This window comes from Modestobacter sp. I12A-02662 (assembly GCF_041028325.1).
Lineage (GTDB): Bacteria > Actinomycetota > Actinomycetes > Mycobacteriales > Geodermatophilaceae > Modestobacter.
Genome location: NZ_JABGDE010000004.1, coordinates 106268 through 123466 on the forward strand (window position 1 = coordinate 106268; position 17199 = coordinate 123466).

18 protein-coding genes are annotated in these 17199 nt (G+C 74.0%); 8 read left to right on the forward strand and 10 right to left on the reverse strand.

The features are described 5' to 3' along the window. Window positions 1–28 precede the first annotated feature (28 nt). The 4 genes from HL189_RS05590 (at window position 29) to HL189_RS05605 (ending at window position 3047) form a co-directional block, all read left to right on the forward strand. The gene (locus HL189_RS05590) at window positions 29–550 is read left to right on the forward strand and encodes an Lrp/AsnC family transcriptional regulator (protein ID WP_369132720.1); all 522 of its coding nucleotides are present in this window, start codon (window positions 29–31) and stop codon (window positions 548–550) included. Between the two features lie 81 nt (window positions 551–631). After that, window positions 632–1651, forward strand: coding sequence for a Gfo/Idh/MocA family oxidoreductase (locus tag HL189_RS05595; RefSeq protein ID WP_369132721.1), 1020 nt, complete (start codon window positions 632–634; stop codon window positions 1649–1651). A gap of 72 nt (window positions 1652–1723) precedes the next feature. Continuing rightward, window positions 1724–2365 carry a methyltransferase domain-containing protein gene (locus HL189_RS05600; protein ID WP_369132722.1) on the forward strand — a complete coding sequence of 214 codons (642 nt, stop codon included), beginning with the start codon at window positions 1724–1726 and terminating at the stop codon, window positions 2363–2365. A 16-nt stretch (window positions 2366–2381) separates the two neighbouring features. Then, window positions 2382–3047, forward strand: a complete 666-nt coding sequence (locus tag HL189_RS05605; protein ID WP_369132723.1) for a class I SAM-dependent methyltransferase — start codon at window positions 2382–2384, stop codon at window positions 3045–3047. Here HL189_RS05605 and HL189_RS05610 read toward each other — a convergent pair. Next, window positions 2950–3474, reverse strand: a complete 525-nt coding sequence (locus HL189_RS05610) for a MerR family transcriptional regulator (RefSeq protein ID WP_369132724.1) — start codon at window positions 3472–3474, stop codon at window positions 2950–2952. The genes HL189_RS05605 and HL189_RS05610 overlap by 98 nt on opposite strands. Then, complete coding sequence (locus HL189_RS05615) at window positions 3471–3860, reverse strand: hypothetical protein (protein ID WP_369132725.1); 390 nt, start codon at window positions 3858–3860, stop codon at window positions 3471–3473. Before HL189_RS05615 ends, HL189_RS05610 begins: the two co-directional genes overlap by 4 nt. Window positions 3861–4031: 171 nt before the next feature. Between HL189_RS05615 and HL189_RS05620 the strand changes: the two genes are divergently transcribed. From HL189_RS05620 to HL189_RS05635, 4 genes are all read left to right on the forward strand, one after another. Further along, the gene (locus tag HL189_RS05620; protein ID WP_369132726.1) at window positions 4032–4481 is read left to right on the forward strand and encodes a hypothetical protein; all 450 of its coding nucleotides are present in this window, start codon (window positions 4032–4034) and stop codon (window positions 4479–4481) included. Then, the gene (locus HL189_RS05625; RefSeq protein ID WP_369132727.1) at window positions 4478–5821 is read left to right on the forward strand and encodes a hypothetical protein; all 1344 of its coding nucleotides are present in this window, start codon (window positions 4478–4480) and stop codon (window positions 5819–5821) included. The genes HL189_RS05620 and HL189_RS05625 overlap by 4 nt, the downstream gene beginning before the upstream one ends. A 350-nt stretch (window positions 5822–6171) precedes the next feature. Beyond that, entirely contained in the window at window positions 6172–7599 is a 1428-nt protein-coding gene (locus tag HL189_RS05630) for a hemolysin family protein (protein WP_369132728.1), read from the forward strand. Then, window positions 7596–8612, forward strand: a complete 1017-nt coding sequence (locus HL189_RS05635) for a CNNM domain-containing protein (protein ID WP_369132729.1) — start codon at window positions 7596–7598, stop codon at window positions 8610–8612. The genes HL189_RS05630 and HL189_RS05635 overlap by 4 nt, the downstream gene beginning before the upstream one ends. 222 nt (window positions 8613–8834) lie before the next feature. Here the strand turns inward: HL189_RS05635 and HL189_RS05640 are convergent, their stop codons facing one another. The 8 genes from HL189_RS05640 to acnA form a co-directional block, all read right to left on the reverse strand. After that, window positions 8835–9284 (reverse strand): isocitrate/isopropylmalate family dehydrogenase, encoded by a 450-nt coding sequence (locus HL189_RS05640; protein WP_369132730.1) that lies wholly within the window; start codon window positions 9282–9284, stop codon window positions 8835–8837. Further along, a complete protein-coding gene (locus HL189_RS05645; protein WP_369132731.1) occupies window positions 9176–9565 on the reverse strand; it encodes an isocitrate/isopropylmalate family dehydrogenase in 390 nt (129 codons plus the stop codon). Before HL189_RS05645 ends, HL189_RS05640 begins: the two co-directional genes overlap by 109 nt. Before the next feature lie 38 nt (window positions 9566–9603). Next, the gene (locus HL189_RS05650) at window positions 9604–10776 is read right to left on the reverse strand and encodes an MFS transporter (RefSeq protein WP_369132732.1); all 1173 of its coding nucleotides are present in this window, start codon (window positions 10774–10776) and stop codon (window positions 9604–9606) included. A gap of 61 nt (window positions 10777–10837) precedes the next feature. After that, window positions 10838–11230 (reverse strand): universal stress protein, encoded by a 393-nt coding sequence (locus tag HL189_RS05655; protein WP_369132733.1) that lies wholly within the window; start codon window positions 11228–11230, stop codon window positions 10838–10840. Then, entirely contained in the window at window positions 11227–12840 is a 1614-nt protein-coding gene (locus HL189_RS05660) for a tripartite tricarboxylate transporter permease (protein WP_369132734.1), read from the reverse strand. Before HL189_RS05660 ends, HL189_RS05655 begins: the two co-directional genes overlap by 4 nt. Then, window positions 12840–13355: a tripartite tricarboxylate transporter TctB family protein gene (locus tag HL189_RS05665; RefSeq protein ID WP_369132735.1), complete on the reverse strand. Its 516-nt coding sequence runs from the start codon at window positions 13353–13355 to the stop codon at window positions 12840–12842. Before HL189_RS05665 ends, HL189_RS05660 begins: the two co-directional genes overlap by 1 nt. Next, window positions 13352–14347, reverse strand: coding sequence for a tripartite tricarboxylate transporter substrate binding protein (locus HL189_RS05670; RefSeq protein ID WP_369132736.1), 996 nt, complete (start codon window positions 14345–14347; stop codon window positions 13352–13354). The genes HL189_RS05665 and HL189_RS05670 overlap by 4 nt, the downstream gene beginning before the upstream one ends. 63 nt (window positions 14348–14410) lie before the next feature. Next, window positions 14411–17140, reverse strand: a complete 2730-nt coding sequence (acnA, locus tag HL189_RS05675) for an aconitate hydratase AcnA (RefSeq protein ID WP_369132737.1) — start codon at window positions 17138–17140, stop codon at window positions 14411–14413. Window positions 17141–17199: the final 59 nt, after the last annotated feature.

The window sequence follows — 17199 nt, forward strand, 5'->3', positions numbered from 1 at the left end:
GGTCGGCGGGTGAGGAAGGGAGCCGCGAGTGACCGGCAGGAGAGCACTGGACGCCCTGGACGTGGCCCTGCTGGCCGCGCTCCACGACCACCCCCGGGCCGGGGACCTGGAGCTGTCGCGGATCGCCGGTGTCGCCCGGGCCACGGTGACCTCACGGCTGGAGCGGCTGACGGCGGCGGGGGTGGTCACGGGGTACGGCCCGGACGTCGACGTGGCCGCGGCGGGCTTCGGCGTCCAGGCGTTCGTCACGCTGGAGATCGCCCAGGGCGCGATCGAGGCCGTCACCCGCGACCTGGAGGCCATCCCCGGCGTCCTCGAGGCGCACGCCACGACCGGCGTCGGGGACGTGCTGTGCCGGGTCGCAGCCGCCTCGCACGAGGCCCTCCAGCAGACGCTCGTGGACCTCAACCGCTCGTCGGCGGTGGTCCGCTCCACCAGCGTGGTCGCCCTGTCGGAGATCGTGCCGTGGCGCACGCTGCCGCTGCTGGAGTCCGCCGCCGTCCCCGGTGCCGGCCGGTCGGCGATGAGCCGGCGCGAGGGCCCGCGTTGACGCGGCTGCGGCGGCGGCCACAGCCTTGACCGCGACGCGGCCGGCACGAGCCGGGCCGGACATGGAGCCGAGGAGGGCGTGGTGGCGCTGGACGTAGGGGTCGTCGGGGTCGGCATGATCGGCCAGGAGCACGTCCGCCGCCTGGACGGCGGTCCCGGCGGCAGCCGGGTGGTCGCGGTCGCCGACGCGGACGCCGCGCGCGCCGCGGACGTGGCCGGGCGGTTGCCGGCCGCGAAGGCGCTGCCCGGCGGGGCGGAGCTGATCGCCTCCGACGCCGTGGACGCCGTCGTGGTCACCTCCTGGGGGCCGACGCACGAGGAGTACGTGCTGGCCTGCATCGCCGCCGGCAAGCCGGTGTTCTGCGAGAAGCCGCTGGCCACCAGCCAGGAGGCGACCCGGCGGATCGTCGACGCGGAGGTCGCCGCCGGCCGCCGGCTGGTCCAGGTGGGCTTCAACCGCCGCTACGACCCCGCGCACCGGGCGCTGAAGCAGGCCGTGGACAGCGGCGTCATCGGCGCCCCGCTGCTGGTGCACTGCGCGCACCGCAACGCCTCCGTGCCGCCGCACTACACCCGGGACATGTCCATCGCCGACACCGCCGTCCACGAGATCGACGAGCTGCGGTGGTTGTGCGGCCAGGAGATCACCGCCGTCCAGGTGCTCACCCCGCGGAAGAGCAGCCGCGGCGGCGAGCTGCAGGACCCCCTGCTCGTGCTGTTCGAGCTGGCCGACGGCGTCCTGGCCGACGTCGAGGTGTCGGTCAACGTCCACTACGGCTACGAGATCCGCTGCGAGGTCTCCGGTGAGACCGGCACGGTCCAGCTGGCCGACCCGGCTCCGGTGCACATCCGCCGCGAGGGCGCCGTCGCCGGCCTGGTGCCGGCCGACTGGCGGGAGCGCTTCGCCCTGTCCTACGACATCGAGCTGCGCGAGTGGGTCGACACCGTCGCCGCCGGCCGTCCGCCCGCGGGGCCCGGCGCCTGGGACGGCCACGTCGCGCAGGTCGTCTCCGACGCGGCGCTCCGGTCGCTGCACGAGGGCGGCCGGGTCCTGGTCGAGCTGCCGTCCCCGCCCGGCCTGTACGCCCCGGCCGCGGCGTAGTGACGCCCTCCGCCGAGCCCACCGTCCCGTCCACGCCGTGGTCGGACGCCGAGCCGGTGGGATGATCGCCCGATGGCCGGCTGCTGCGACCCGCGGGGCTGCGACCGGGTGTTCGACGACCGGTTCGCGCGGCGCAGGGCGGCCCGCTACCGGGCGAAGGGCCTGGACCGGACCGCCCGCCGGATGGTCGCCCTGGTCGCCGAGGGCGACGTCCGGAACAGGACCGTGCTGGAGATCGGCGGCGGGGTCGGCGAGATCGGTCTCGAGCTGCTGCGCCGCGGTGCGGCCTCGGTGACCAACCTGGAGCTCTCCCCCGCCTACGAGGACGCCGCCGCGGCGCTGGCCGCCGAGGCCGGGCTGACCGACCGGGTGGACCGCCGGCTGGTCGACCTCGCCGCCGAGCCCGGCGCGGTGGGACCGGCGGACGTCCTCGTCCTGCACCGGGTGGTCTGCTGCTACCCCGACTACGCGGGCCTGCTCGGCACGGCCGCCGACCACACCCGCCGGCAGGTCGTGTTCAGCTTCCCGCCGCGCGATCCGCTCTTCCGAGCGGTGGCCGCCACGGAGAACACGGTGCTCCGGCTGTCCGGGCGCGAGTTCCGCACGTTCACGCACCCGCCGGCGGCCATGCTCGGCGTCCTCGCCGACCGCGGGATGAACGCCACGCTCGCCCACCGAGGCCTGGTCTGGCAGATCGCCACGGCCACCCGCTGACCGGGCCGACCCGATCATGACCTCTCCCCGCCCACCGGTCGCCGACCGGCCACGGCCGGTGTTCAGCCGGTTCTACGCCGCGATCAGCGGCCGGATGGACGACGAGGGCCTGGCCGCGCTGCGCACGGAGCTGCTCGCGCCGCTGTCCGGGGCGGTGGTCGAGATCGGCGCCGGCAACGGCCGCAACTTCGCCCGCTACCCGGCGACGGTCACGCACGTGACCGCCGTCGAGCCCGAACCCAGGCTCCGGGCCCTCGCGGCCGAGGCGGCAACGACCGCTCCGGTCGCGGTGACCGTCGTGCCAGGCACCGCCACGGCGCTGCCGCTGGCCGGTGCCTGCTGCGACGCGGCGGTGGTGTGCCTGGTGATGTGCTCGCTGCCCGACCGGCCCGCCGCACTGGCCGAGGTCACCCGGGTGCTGCGTCCTGGCGGGATGCTCGCGTTCCTCGAGCACACCCGCGCCGGGACGCCGGTGCTGCGGGCGGTGCAGCGGCTGGCGGACGCCACGGTGTGGCCGCTGTTGACCGGCGGCTGCCACACCGCCACCGATCCGCTCGGCGACATCACCGCGGCCGGGTTCGCGGTCACGACCGCGCGCCGGCTCCGCTTCCCCGGGTCCGGCCCCCCTCAGCCGGCGAGCCCGCACGTGCTGGGTCTGGCCCGGCGCCCGGTCGGACGGTGAGGGTGGAGAACGGGATGGGGCAGCGGTCGTTGCCGGCGCACGCGACGAGGTCGTCGCAGCCGGCGTCCAGCGCGGCGCGCAGGTCGTCCCGGATGGTCACCAGGTCGGCGATGCGCTCCTCGACCGCGGCGAGCTTGGCCTGCGCCCGCGCCTGCAGCCCGGGGACGCCACCCGCGCGCCGGTGCCGGTGCCGACCCACCTCGATCAGGTCGGCGACCTCGTCGAGGGTGAACCCGAGCCGCTGCGCGGCCTTGACCACCCGCAGGGTGGTCACCGCGGACTCCGGGTACAGCCGGTGCCCGCCGGGGCTGCGGTGCGGTTCGGCCAGCAGCCCACGCCGCTCGTAGTAGCGCAACGTCTCGACGTTCACGCCGGCGGCGGCGGCGAGCTGCCCGCTGCGCAGGCCGGACGCCGACGTCCCGCTCACGCGGCGGCTCCGCGGGCCCGCTCGGCCTGGGCCAGCAGGCCGGCGAGCACGTCGGCGTGGCTGGCCGGCACCTCGACGTCCAGGGCCAGGGTGGTCCCGCCGTCGCCGGGCAGCGCCGTGAGCGTGAAGGAGAAGAACGAGCAGCACGAGGTCTCGGCGTCGGCCAGGCGCTGCACGCGGTCCCGCAGGTCCGCGTCGCCGGCCAGCATCAGCCGTGCCCGGGTCGCGTCCCCGGGTGGGCGCGCCACGGCGCGGAGGGACGCGGCGAACAGCGCGTCGAACTCCGCCACCCGGAGCGGCCGGTCGGCGGTCGGCAGCGTGCAGTCCTCCGGGAACCCCACGAGACCAGGGCCGGGGACGTGGGAGCCGGGCGTGGGAGCGGTCATGCCGGAACGGTAGACCCGTACCTGGGTACGGGATGCAACCCGCGCGCCCACGAGCCGCCCGCCGGTTCCCCCCGTGCCGGATGACCTTCCTCGGTCTCCCGAGGACCGCCACGCTGGCCGGGTCCACCTCGCGCCCCACCGCCGACCCGGAGACGGACCATGCCTCGCGTCGTGCCCGCCCTCGTCCTGACCGCCGCGCTGGCCGGCCTGACCGCCTGCGGCTCCACCGCCCCCGGCAGCGGCGCGGCCGACTCCTCCTCTCCTCCGGCGAGCAGCCCGGCCCCGTCCGTCCCGCAGGAGACCGCCGGGACGGAGCACACCACGAGCGCCGGACCGCCCGCGGCGACCCAGCCCGACACCGCGCGGGTGATCGCGCTGGTCGTGTCCGCGGGCGCCGTCAGCGGTGAGAGCGGCCGCGCCGTCGTCGAGCTCGGCTCACCGGTCCGGATCGAGGTCACCGCCGACCTCCTCGACGAGGTGCACGTCCACGGCTACGACCTGACGGCGGACACCGTTCCCGGCCAGCCGGTGAGCGTCGAGTTCACGGCCGACATCCCCGGGGTGTTCGAGGTCGAGCTGCACGAGTCGGGGCTGCTGCTGACCCGGCTGCAGGTGCAGTGACGCCGGACGCGACGGCGGGCGGCGGCCCGGTCGCATGGGCGGACGCCGTCCTGGCGCACGGCGTCGGCTCCCGCAGCGATCTGCCGGTGCCGGTGTGGCTCGCGGTCACCGGCGGCGCGTGCGCGGTGGTCGTCTCCTTCGCGGCGCTCGGTCTGCTGTGGCCCGAGCCGCGGCTGCGCGCGGACGCGGGCAGACCGTTGCCCGTCGCCGTCCAGGCCGCCGTCGACCACCCGGTCACCACCGGGGTGCTGCGCGCGGTCGTCCTCGTGGCGACCGCGGTCGTCGTCGCGGTGGCCCTGGCCGGGCCGGCCCTGCCCGAGGCGAACCTCGGCGTGTACGGCTTCTACGTCACCTTCTGGGTCGGGCTGGTCCCGGTCAGCCTGCTGCTCGGCCCGGTCTGGCGGCGGGTCAACCCGTTGCGGACCCTGCACGCGCTGCTGGCGCGGCTCACCGGACCGGCTCCGGGGGCCGACCGTCTCGACCGGGTCGGTTCGTGGCCCGCCGCCGCCGCACTGCTGCTCTACTCCTGGCTGGAGCTGGCCCACCCGGGGCGGTCCCAGCCCAGCACGGTCGGGCTGTTCCTCGTCTCCTACGGCGTCGTCCAGCTCCTGGCCGGACTGTGGTTCGGGCCCGGCTGGTTCGCCCGCGGTGACGGCTTCGAGGTGTACTCGACCCTGCTCGGCCGGCTCGCCCCGATCGGCCGCCGCTCCGACGGCCGCCTGGTGCTGCGCAACCCGCTCTCCGGGGCGGAGGGGACCCCTCCGGTGCCCGGACTGACCGCGGTCGTCGTCGTGCTCGTCGGCGGCACCGCCTTCGACGGGATCACCCGGACCCGCTGGTGGCAGGACGGGCCAGGCCTGGCCGGTGACGGCGCCGGCCTGTTCGCCACCCTGGGCCTGCTGGACACGGTGGGCGTGGTGGCCGCGCTGTACGTCGTGGCGACGGCGCTGTCCGCCCGGATCTCCGGCGCGGCCGGCGGCCCTGCCGCGTACGCCCACTCGCTGATCCCGATCGCCGCCGGTTACGCCATCGCCCACTACTTCTCGCTGCTCCTCCTGGACGGGCAGCGGACCTGGCGGCTCGCCAGCGACCCGTTCCAGACCGGGCTCGACCTGTTCGGCACCGCCGGCAACCTGATCGACTACACGGCTGTCTCACCCCGCATGATCAGCCTCGTCCAGGTCGGCGCGATCGTGCTCGGGCACGTGCTCGGCGTCGTGCTCGCGCACGACCGGGCCGTCCGGGTCGCCTCCCCCGGCCGAACCCTCCTCGCCCAGTTCCCCCTGCTCGTGGTGATGGTGGCGTTCACCGTCGGCGGGCTCGGGCTGCTGCTCGGCTGATCGTCCCGGCCGGACGGAGGACCGGCCTGCCGTGCCCGGGTGACGGTCCCCGACCGGCGTCACCCCGGGGCTCGGAACGGGGTGCGGGCCGGGGCAGGGGGGTTGTGCTCCGGGTCGGCGGGTATCCCGTCCGCGTCGCGCACCGTGATCCGGCCGCCGGGGCGAGCAGTGAGCCGGAGCCGTCGGCGGAGCACCGTCGGGCACGCGCCGCTCGGAACGCTCGCCGCAGCCGCCGCGTTGACCTCCGGGGGCCGTCCGCCCACCCCCGTCCCGTCGTCGAAGAGAGCCATGACCCCCTGTCACAGTCCCCGGGCCGCGCACCCCGATCCCGGTGAGGGGGTGCGTGGCCGGTGACCGAGGTTCTCTCCCTGCTGGTGGGTGTCGCGGTGGTCCTGGGGATCACCGTGCTCACCGGGTACTTCGTGGCGCAGGAGTTCGCCTTCATGACGGTCGACCGCTCCGCGCTGGCCGCCCGCGCCGAAGCCGGGGACGCGGCCGCGAGGCGGTCGCTGGCGGTGACCCGCCGCACGTCGTTCATGCTGTCCGGTGCGCAGCTGGGCATCACCGTCACCGGCCTGCTGGTCGGCTACGTCGCCGAGCCGCTGATCGGCGAGTCCCTCGGCGCGCTGCTCGGCGGCGTCGGCATCCCCACCGCGGTCAGCGTGGGCATCGGCGCGGTGACCGCACTGCTGTTCTCCACGATCGTGCAGATGCTGTTCGGTGAGCTGTTCCCGAAGAACCTCGCCATCGCCCGCCCCGAGCCGGTCGCCCGGTGGCTGGCCGCGTCCACCACCGTGTACCTCACGGTGTTCGGCTGGCTGATCTGGGTGTTCGACCAGGCGTCGAACCTGCTGCTGCGGGCGCTCCGGATCGAGCCGGTGCACGACGTCGAGCACGCCGCCAGCGCCCGCGACCTGGAGCACATCGTCGAGGAGTCCCGGGAGAGCGGGGACCTCACGGCGGAGCTGTCGATGCTGGTCGACCGGATCCTCGACTTCCCCGACCGGGACGTCGAGCACGCGATGATCCCCCGCCCGCGGGTGGGCACCGTCGAGGGCACCGACACCCTGGGACACCTCCGCGAGCTCATGGCGTCCGGGCACTCCCGCTACCCGGTGCTCGACGCCGCGACCGGCGACGTCGTCGGCGTGGTCCACCTGGCCGACCTGCTCACCACCCCCGAGCCGGACGCTGCGCCGGTCACCGCGATCGCCCGCGAGTGCCTGGTCGTATCCACGTTCACCTCGCTGCCCGACGCGTTGCGCCAGCTCGCCGACAGCGGGGACCAGCTGGCCTGCGTCATCGACGAGTACGGCGGGTTCGCCGGTGTCATCACCCTGGAGGACCTCGCCGAGGAGCTGGTCGGGGAGATCACCGACGAGCACGACGCCGAGCACCCGGAGTACGTGCCCGTCGAGGGCGACGGCGTGTGGGAGATGCCCGGCGACGTCCACGTGGACGAGGTCGAGCGCGCCCTCGCCGTGGACCTGCCGCGCGGGCACCACGAGACGATCGCCGGCCTGGTCATCGCCGCGGCCGGCACCCTGCCGGAGCCCGGCACCCGGCTGACCGTCGAGCTGCCGCCCGACCCGGCCGATCTGGTCCACGCCGACGCGCCGACGCCGCGGCTGCTGCACGTGCAGGTGCTCGCCGTGGACCGGCACGTGCCCTCGCGGGTGCGCCTCGAGCTGCCCGACCGGGTGCACCCCGCCACCGCTGACCCTGGTCCGGCCGACGCCGACGGCGCGGCGCGCGTCTCCGAGGAGCCCTCCCGATGAGCGACAACCCGTGGGTGGTCCTCGTCGCCACCGCCGTCATCGTCGCGCTGTCCGCCTTCTTCGTCGCCGTGGAGTTCGCCGCGCTGGCGGCCAAGCGGCACCGGCTGGAGGAGGCCGCGCCGACCAGCCGCTCGGCGCGCGCCGCGCTGCGCAACTCCTCGGAGCTGACCCTGCTCCTGGCCGGGTCGCAGCTGGGCATCACCGCAGCCACCCTGACCCTGGGCGCGATCAGCAAGCCGGCGGTGCACCACTGGCTGACCCCGCTGTTCGAGACGTGGGGGCTCCCGCTGCTCGCCGCGGATGTGGTCGGCTTCGTCCTCGCGCTGCTGCTCGTGACGTTCGTCCACCTGGTGGTGGGCGAGATGGCGCCCAAGTCGTGGGCGATCGCCCATCCGGAGCGTTCGGCCACGCTGCTCGCCGCGCCGATGCGCGCGTTCATGGCGGTGTCCCGGCCGCTGCTGCGCGCGCTGAACGCCGCGGCCAACGCGCTGGTCCGGAGGGTCGGGGTGGAGCCCGCGGACGCGGTCGCCGTCGGGCACAGCCCCGACGCGCTGCGCCACCTGGTGGAGCACTCGGCCAACGTGGGCGCGCTGGACGCGCGCTTCTCCGCGCAGATCTCCGGCGCGCTGGAGCTGGAGCGGATGACCGTCCGCGAGCTGGTCACCGCGGACGCGCCGCTGGGGGCGGTGCCGGCCGAGGCCACCGTCGGTGCGGTGCGCGAGGCGACCCGGCGCACCGGGCACCTGCGGATCCTGCTCGGGGACCGGACGCGGCTGACCGGTGTGGTGCACGTCCGCGACACCCTGACCGCGTCCGAGCAGGCGCCGGCGGCTGACTTCGCCCGGCCGGTGTTCACCCTGGGAGCGGACACCACCGTGCACGCGGCGCTGAAGAGGATGCGCGAGACCCGTCACCACCTGGCCGTGGTCACCGATGGCGGCGCGGTCCTCGGCGTCGTCACGCTCGCCGACGTGCTCCGCCGGCTGTTCCCGCAGCCGGCCACCGCCGCCTGACACCCGGCATCGGCGGACCGGCGCGGCCGGGCCCACGCGGAAGCCCGGCCGCGCAGCGGTCGGGAGCGTTCAACGGGTCCGCGCACGGAGCGGTTGCACCAGGCGGCGATCGCCCCGGTCACGTCGACGAGCAGCACCGCGGCGCGTGGCTGCACCGTCTGGTGTCGGACCCGGTCCTGGCGAGCGGGTGCCGTCGTCCTGTTGCCGTACTCCCGCCACGAGTCAGCGGCCGATCGGGCGGTCAGGCGCTCGGACGGCGGCCACGGCGGCGGCGAACCCGCTGCAGCCGGCGGATCCGCCGAGGTCCGCTGTGGCGGCACCGCTGCGGATCGCGGCGCCGACCGCCTGTTCGATGCGCCCGGCCGCGCCTGCCAGTCGGGTGTCGTCGCGCCGGGTCGCCAGCCAGTCCAAGAGCATCGCCGTGGGGAGGATCATCGCGGTGGGATCGGCCGCGTCCCGGCCGGCGATGTCCGGCGCCGAGCCGTGCGAGGCCTGGGCCATGGCATGGGCGTCCGAGGCGTTGATGCTGGGGGCGCCCCCCAGTGAGCCGGCGATCTCGCCGGTCAGGTCGGACAGGATGTCGCCGAACACGTCCTCCGTGACGGCGACGTCGAACTGGTCGGCCCGGCGCACGAGGCGGGCGCACATGGCGTCCATGTGGAACTGGTCCACCGTGACGTCCGGGTGGTCGCGCGCCGCCTCCCGGCAGACGTCCCGGGTCCGAGCAGCCAGCCGTCGACGTCCGCGAGTCCCGCGAGGGTCTCCTGCGGGACGGCTGTCCCGTGCGACCCGATCGCCGAGACACCGAAGGGCAGCTGCAGCCAGCCCACAGGTGGGAGACCGACGGCGTGGACGGCATCGGCGACGGCGAGGGCAGCGGGCACGATCTCCGGGCCGATGCCGTCACCGTGGAGGACGGCCAGCCGGAGGGCGGGGGCGGTGCGGTCGGACATGAGTGCTCCTCTGGTCACTGGACATGGTCACCGGCGGATCAGGACGACGGGTCGTCCTCCATCGGGAGCCGGCGGACGGCGAGAGCCACGGCGAGCAGGAGGCAGCCGGTGGTGAGGAAGACGCCGCCGGTGCCCAGCCCGGCGGCGAGACCGGCCACCGCCGGGATCGTCACCTGGCCGAGCCGGTTGCCGGTGATCCGCAGCGACATCGCGGTCCCCCGGAGACGGGGTGGGGCCGTGCCGGCGACCCAGGACATGGTCAGCGGCTGGCCGACGCCCAGGACCAGGCCGGCCACGGTCACCACCACCAGGACGAGCGGAACCGGCAGCGGGAGCGCGAGCGCCGCGACGGTCAGGCCCGAACCGGTGACGCTCACCAGCAACAGCCGGCGCCGGCCGACGGAGGCGGCCAATCGGCCGAGGAACAGCCGCGAGACCATCGAGGCGGCGGCGCGGACCGCCAGCAGCAGGCTCACCAGGGCCGCGCTGAAGCCACGCTCCTGCCCGAGCGCCGGGAAGTAGGCGAGGCTGATGTCCACCGCCGCCAGCACCACAGAGCTGGCGAGCAGCGCCCGGAGCAGGCCCGGAGTGCGCAGCAGCCGGCGCGCGCCTCCGCTCGTGCGGTCGGCCGGCTCCGGGACCGCGGCCCGGGACCGTCGCAGCGCCAGGCCAAGCAGCACGCCCACGAGCGCCAGGACGCAGGCTGCCGTGAACAGCGCGTCGGTGTCGGGGACCGCCGAGGACGCGTCGAAGAGGGAGATCAACCCCGGCCCGGCGACCTGACCCGCGGAGGCCGCGAAGGTGTAGTGACCGAACCGGCTGTCCCGGCGGGCGTCCGTGCTGGTGTTGGCCACCAGCGCCTGCTCCCCCACCATCGACAGCAGGTGGCCCAGGCCCAGCAGGGCCGTGCCGATCACCAGGCCGGTCAGTCCGGAGCTGGTCAGCAGCAGCACCGTGGCGCCGCACAGGCCGACGCCGCCGAGCAGGATGACCACGCGCTCCCCCCAGCGGTCGGTCACCCGACCGACGCCGAGGGCCAGGAGGAGCGGCACCAGGGCGAAGGCGGCCGAGAGACCACCGAGCGCCTCGCCGGGGACCCCGAGCTCGAGTGCCCGGTAGGACGTCGTCGGCCGGACCACGAAGGTGACGGTCTGCACCAGCAGCGTGTGCAGGAGCAGCAGCCGGAACTGCCAGCCCGGACCGCTCGTCACCGCGGCGCGCCCAGCCCGTCCGGCGTCTCCTGCCGATGCAGGGAGTGTGGCGGGATCCCGCTCAGCCGGCGACCTTGACCGCGAGCACCGGGCAGCCGGCCTCCAGCAGGATCCGCTGGGCCGCGCTGCCCATCAGCAGCTTGCCGACCGGGCTCCGCCGACGCAGGCCGATCACCACCAGGTCTACGCCCCGGTCGTCGGCCATCTCGACGAGCACCTCGACCGGGTCGCGGCCGGTGCGCTGCTCGACCGCGTGGGGGACGCCGGCCTCGGTCAGCTCCCGCTCGAGCTCGGCCATCGCGTCGCGGGCGGCCCACCGGGGGTCGGCGAGCGAGTCCCCGGAGGAGGCGTTGACCACGATCAGCGACGTCTGCCGCAGTTCCGTCTCGGTGATGGCGGCCTCGAGCGCGGCCCGCCCCTCGGGAGTGGGGATGAATCCGACGAGCACGCTCATGACCGTTCCTTCGACTCGGCAGTGGTGGTGGTGCTGGGGATCAACGCGGAGGAGGACGCGTCCGGGCTGTTCGTGGTGTCCGGACCACCCTGTGGCCCGGCGTCGCCGTCGTCCCCGGGCCGGTCGCTCGTCCGGCCGCGGGTCAGCCGGAGGGCGAGCGGAACCACGAGGATCAGCGCCGAGATGGCCAGGAGGGTGATCGAGAAGGGACTGTCCACCAGGACCGTCGCGTCGCCCTGGCTGATCGCCAGCGCCCGCCGCAGCTGCTGCTCGGCGACCGGGCCGAGGATCAGCCCGACGATGGCGGGGGCCACCGGCCAGCCGTACCTGCGGAAGAAGTAGCCGAGCACGCCGAGGCTGAACAGCAGCGCGAGGTCCACCGGTGAGAGGTTCACCGTGTACGAGCCGAGTGCCGCGAACATCAGGATCCCCGCGTACAGGAAGTGGCGCGGGATGCGCAGCAGCCTCACCCACATGCCCGCCAGCGGCAGGTTCAGGACCAGGAGCAGCAGGTTGCCGATGTAGAGGCTCGCGATGAGCGCCCAGACCAGGCTCCCGTTGTTGCTGAACAGCTGCGGGCCGGGCTGGAGCCCGTACTGCTGGAACGCCGCGAGCATGACTGCGGCCGTCGCCGAGGTGGGCAGCCCCAGGCTGAGCAGCGGCACCAGCACACCGGCCGCGGCCGCGTTGTTCGCCGCCTCGGGTCCGGCGACCCCCTCGATCGCGCCGTTGCCGAACTCCTCCGGGTGCTTGGAGAGCCGCTTCTCCGTCGCGTAGCTGAGGAAGGTGGGGACCTCCGCGCCGCCGGCGGGGAGGGTGCCGAAGGGGAAGCCGAACGCCGTCCCGCGCAGCCACGGCTTCCACGATCGCTTCCAGTCCTGGCGGGTCATGTACTTGCCGGAGATGGGGATGAGGTCGGCCGGCGTGTGCCGGAGCCGGGACGCCACCCACAGCGACTCGCCGACGGCGAAAAGCGCGACGGCGACGACCACGACGTCGATCCCGTCCAGCAGCTGCGGGATGCCGAAGGTGAACCTGGCCTGCCCGGTCTGCGCGTCGATGCCGATCAGCCCGACCATCAGGCCGACGGAGAGGCTGGCCAGCCCTCGCGCGACGCTGGAGCCGAGGACGGCGGAGACCGTGAGGAAGGCCAGCACCATGAGCGCGACGTAGTCGGCCGGGCTGAGCGCGACGGCCAGGCGGACCACCTGCGGGGCCACCAGGGTCAGCAGGACGGTGGCGATCGTCCCGGCGACGAAGCTGCCGATGGCGGCTGTCGCCAGGGCGGTGGCGCCCCGGCCGGCCTTGGCCATCTTGTTGCCCTCGAGCGCCGTGACGATCGAGGCGGCCTCACCCGGGGTGTTCAGCAGGATGGACGTGGTCGACCCGCCGTACATGCCGCCGTAGTAGATGCCCGCGAACATGATGAACGAACTGGTCGCCGGCAGGCTGAAGGTGACCGGCAGCAGCAGGGCCACCGTCGTGGCCGGCCCGATGCCCGGCAGGACGCCGACGGCGGTCCCGAGCAGGACTCCGAGGAAGGCGAAGAGCAGGTTCTCCGGGGTGAGGGCGGTGCCGAAGCCCTCGATGAGCAGGCTGATGCTGTCCATCAGATGACCGCCTGCAGGATCCCGTTGGGCAGGAAGATGCCCAGCAGCCGGGTGAAGATCATGAAGGTCGCGAAGGGCACGAGGAGCGTGGTGAGGACCAGGCTCCGTGGCCGCCGCGCCCCCAGGGTGAAGGCGCTGGCCCCGAACAGGAACATCGTCGAGAGCAGGTAGCCCACCGGCTCGATGATCAGGATGTAGACGACGAAGGTGCCGGCGAGCCCGGCGAGGGTCCGCCAGTCGGTCTTCTGCGTGAGGTCGATGTCCTCGCTGTTCTCCGGCTCGGCCTGGTCGCCGCGCAGCACGGAGATCGCCAGCCAGAGGCCGATGAGAGCCGCCGCACCGCCCACCACGTACGGGAAGAACCGGGGGCCCACGGCGTTGGCCGTCGCCGTCACACGGATCGTGTGCGTGTCGAGGACCATGGCGACGCCGAGGGCGGTCAGCCCCAGGGCGGCAACCAGCTCCCCCCAGGAGATCCGTCCCCTCGTCGTGGCGGGCGGCGCGGCGGAGGTCACTGGACCAGCCCGATCTGGGTCAGGGTGTCGCGGATCTCGATCACCTGCTCGTCGAGGAACGAGTCGAACTCAGCGCCGCTCTGGTAGGCGTCGGTCCAGCCGTTCTCCTCCAGCGCCTGCTGCCAGCCGGCGCCGGAGTGGACCTCGTCCAGGAACGCCGTGATCTGCTCGGCCTGCTCGTCGGTGGTCCCGGGCGGGGCGAGGATGCAGCGCCAGTTGGCGAAGGTGACGTCGATGCCCTGCTCGGTGAGGGTCGGCGCGTCGAAGCCCTCGATCGGCTCAGGGGAGGTCACGCCCAGGGCCCGCAGCTCGCCGGCCTCGATCTGCCCGGCGTACTCCTGGACGTTGGAGATCGCCGCGGTGACCTGGCCGCCGAGGATGGCCGCGAGAGACTCACCGCCCCCGGAGAAGGCCACGTAGTTCACGCCCTTCGGGTCCACCCCGACGGCCTGGGCGATCAGCCCGGCGGTGATCTGGTCGGTGCCACCGGCCGAGCCGCCGGCGATCGACACCGCACCCAGGTCCGCCTTCATGGCGTCGGCCAGGTCGGTCATGTCCTGCAGGGGCGAGTCGGCCGGGACCACGATGACGTGGTGCTCCTCGGTGATCCGGGCGATCGGGACCACCTCGTCCAGGCTCGCCGGGGAGTCGTTGGTCTCGACCGCGCCGACCAGTGTCGCGCCGGTGACCATCAGGGTGTGCGGGTCGGTCTCACCGGCGAACTGGGACAACCCGATGGTGCCGCCGGCACCCGCGATGTTGACGACCTCGACACCCTCGGGAGCCAGGCCCTCGTCCTCGATGACCGACTGCAGCGTACGAGCCGTGCTGTCCCAACCGCCGCCGGGCGCCGCCGGCGCGATCAGCTGGAGCGAGGCCGTCGGGAAGGCCGCCGCCCCCCCTCCCGCCGCCGGGGAGCCCGGCTGCTGCTGGCCGCAAGCGGTGAGCAGGGCGGCGGCGAGGCCGAGGGCCCCGAGGGTTCTGGTGCGCATGGAGGGAGTCCAATCGTGGAGGGTGACGGTGGCCACAGGGTACAGCTTATAGGCTGTACTCTGTCAACGAGCCGGCGCTGCAGCCGAGCTGGCCACCAGGGACCGTGCGACGAACGGCAGCACCCCGCCGTGCCGGAGGTACTTCGCCTCCGTCGCGGTGTCCAGCCGGACGTGGACTCGGAAGGCCCGTGCGCCGTCGGCGTCCTCTACCCGCACCGTGACCTCGCGCGGCCACCTGTGCTCACCCAGGCCGGCCAGCCCCTCGATCGAGAAGGTCTCCCGGCCTGACAGGCCCAGGCTCGCGATCGAGTCCCCCTCGAGGAACTGGAGCGGGAGGACGCCCATGCCGATCAGGTTGGAGCGGTGGATGCGCTCGAAGCTCTCGGCGAGAACCGCGCGCACGCCGAGCAGCGCCGTCCCCTTGGCGGCCCAGTCACGGGACGACCCGGTGCCGTACTCCTTGCCCGCCAGGACGATCAGCGGTGTGCCGGCACCCCGGTAGTGCTCGGCCGCGTCGTAGACCGTGCGCTCCGACCCGTCCAGGTGGTCGAGGGTCCACCCACCACGCCGCTGGGGGACCAGTTGGTTGCGCAGCCGCTGGTTGCCGAAGGCACCCCGCAGCATGACCTCGTGGTTGCCCCGGCGGGAGGCGTACGTGTTCAGGTCGGTCTCGCCGCGCCCCACCAGGTACTGCCCCGCCGGGCTGTCCACCGGGATCCGCCCGGCCGGGCAGATGTGGTCGGTGGTGATGGAGTCCCCGAGCACTGCCAGCACCCGGGCGCCGGCGATGTCGGACACCTCCTCCGGGGTCACGGACAGCCCGTCGAGGAACGGTGGACGGTGCACGTAGGTCGACCCCGGGTCCCAGTCGAAGGTCGCGCGGCCACCCACCGCCAGCTCGGCCCACTGCTGCTCACCGGTGAAGACGTCGGCGTAGCGGGCCGAGAACATCGCCGGGTCCAGGTTGCCGCGGACGACCTCCTCGATCTCGGCGTCCGTCGGCCACAGGTCCGCCAGGTACACCGGCTCCCCGGAGGCACCCACGCCCAGCGGCTGGTGGAGCAGATCGACGTCCATCGACCCGGTGAGGGCGTAGGCCACGACGAGCGGCGGGGAGGCCAGGTAGTTCATGGCGACGTCGTTGTTGATCCGCCCGTCGAAGTTGCGGTTCCCCGACAGCACGGCGGCGACCACGAGATCCCGCTCGGCGATCTCCTGGCTGACCTCGGGGGTCAGGGGGCCGGAGTTCCCGATGCACGTCATGCACCCGTAGCCGACGGTGTGGAACCCCAGCTCCTCCAACGGGCGGTCCAACCCGGACCTGCTCAGGTAGTCGGTCACCACCTTGGAGCCGGGCGCCAGGCTGGTCTTGACCCACGGCTTCCTGGTCAGCCCTGCCTGCACCGCGTTGCGCGCCAGCAGGCCGGCCGCGACCATCACCGCGGGGTTGGAGGTGTTGGTGCACGAGGTGATCGCCGCGATGGCGACCGCTCCGTGCTGGAGCCCCGTGGCCGCCGGGCGGGAGGTCGCGACCGCGGCGAGGGCCGGCGGGTCGCTGGCCGGGAAGGACTCCTGACTGGCCTCGTCGACGGCGTCCTCCGGGCCCCCCGGGAAGCGGTCGGCGAGCATCTCGGCCAGCGCGCTCTGGAAGCGGCTGCGCGCGCTGGCCAGCGGGATGCGGTCCTGTGGACGCCGGGGACCAGCCAGTGACGGCTCCACGGTCGACAGGTCGAGTCGCAGCAGGTCGTCGAAGCGGGGGCGGACGGTCGGGTCGTGCCACAGGCCCTGTTCCTTGGCGTACCGCTCGACCGCCTCGACGTGCTCGACGTCCCGACCGGTGAACCGGAGGTAGTCCACGGTGACCTGGTCGATCGGGAAGATGGCGCAGGTGCTGCCGAACTCCGGGCTCATGTTGGCCAGCGTCGCCCGGTCGGCGAGGGGGACGGCGCCGACCGACGGCCCGGTGAACTCGACGAAGGAGCCCACGACACCGCGGGCGCGCAGCATCTCGGCGATGGTCAGCACCAGGTCCGTCGCGGTCACCCCGGGCCGCCGCTCACCGATCAGCTCCAGGCCCACGACCGGCGGGACGAGGGTCCCGACCGGCAGCCCGAGCATCGCCGCCTCCGCCTCGATGCCGCCCACGCCCCAGGCCAGGACGCCGAGGCCGTTGATCATGGTCGTGTGGGAGTCGGTTCCGACGAGCGTGTCGGGGAAGGCCCGCCCGTCCCGCCGCACGACGACGTCGGCCAGGTACTCCAGGTTGATCTGGTGCATGATCCCCGTGCCCGGGGGGACGACGGCGAACTGCCGGAACTGCTGCTGCCCCCACTTCAGGAACCGGTACCGCTCCTCGTTGCGGGCGTACTCCCGCTCCACGTTGATCCTCATGGCGTCGGGACGCCCGAAGACGTCGGTGACGACCGAGTGGTCAACGGTGAGCTCCGCCGGGATGACCGGGTTCACCGCGGCCGGGTCACCGCCCAGGTCACCCACGACCTCGCGCATGGCGGCCAGGTCGACCAGGACCGGGATGCCGTTCGTGTCGTGCAGGAAGACGCGCGCCGGTGAGAACGACACCTCTCCTCCGGTGCCCACGCCGCTCGCGAGGCGCTGGATCGTCTCGGCCGTCACAGCGACGCCGTCCTCGTGGCGGAGCAGGTTCTCCAGCACGATCTTCAACGAGAAGGGCAGGTGCTCGGCCCCCGGAACGGCGTGCAGGGACCACGCCTCGTACTCTCCCGACCCCAGGTCCAGGGTCCGCCGGGCGCCGAAGCTGTCGATCATGGCCATGCCCACCTCCATCGAATGACTTCTTATAGGCTACAGCCTCGGAGGGCGCTATTCTCAGT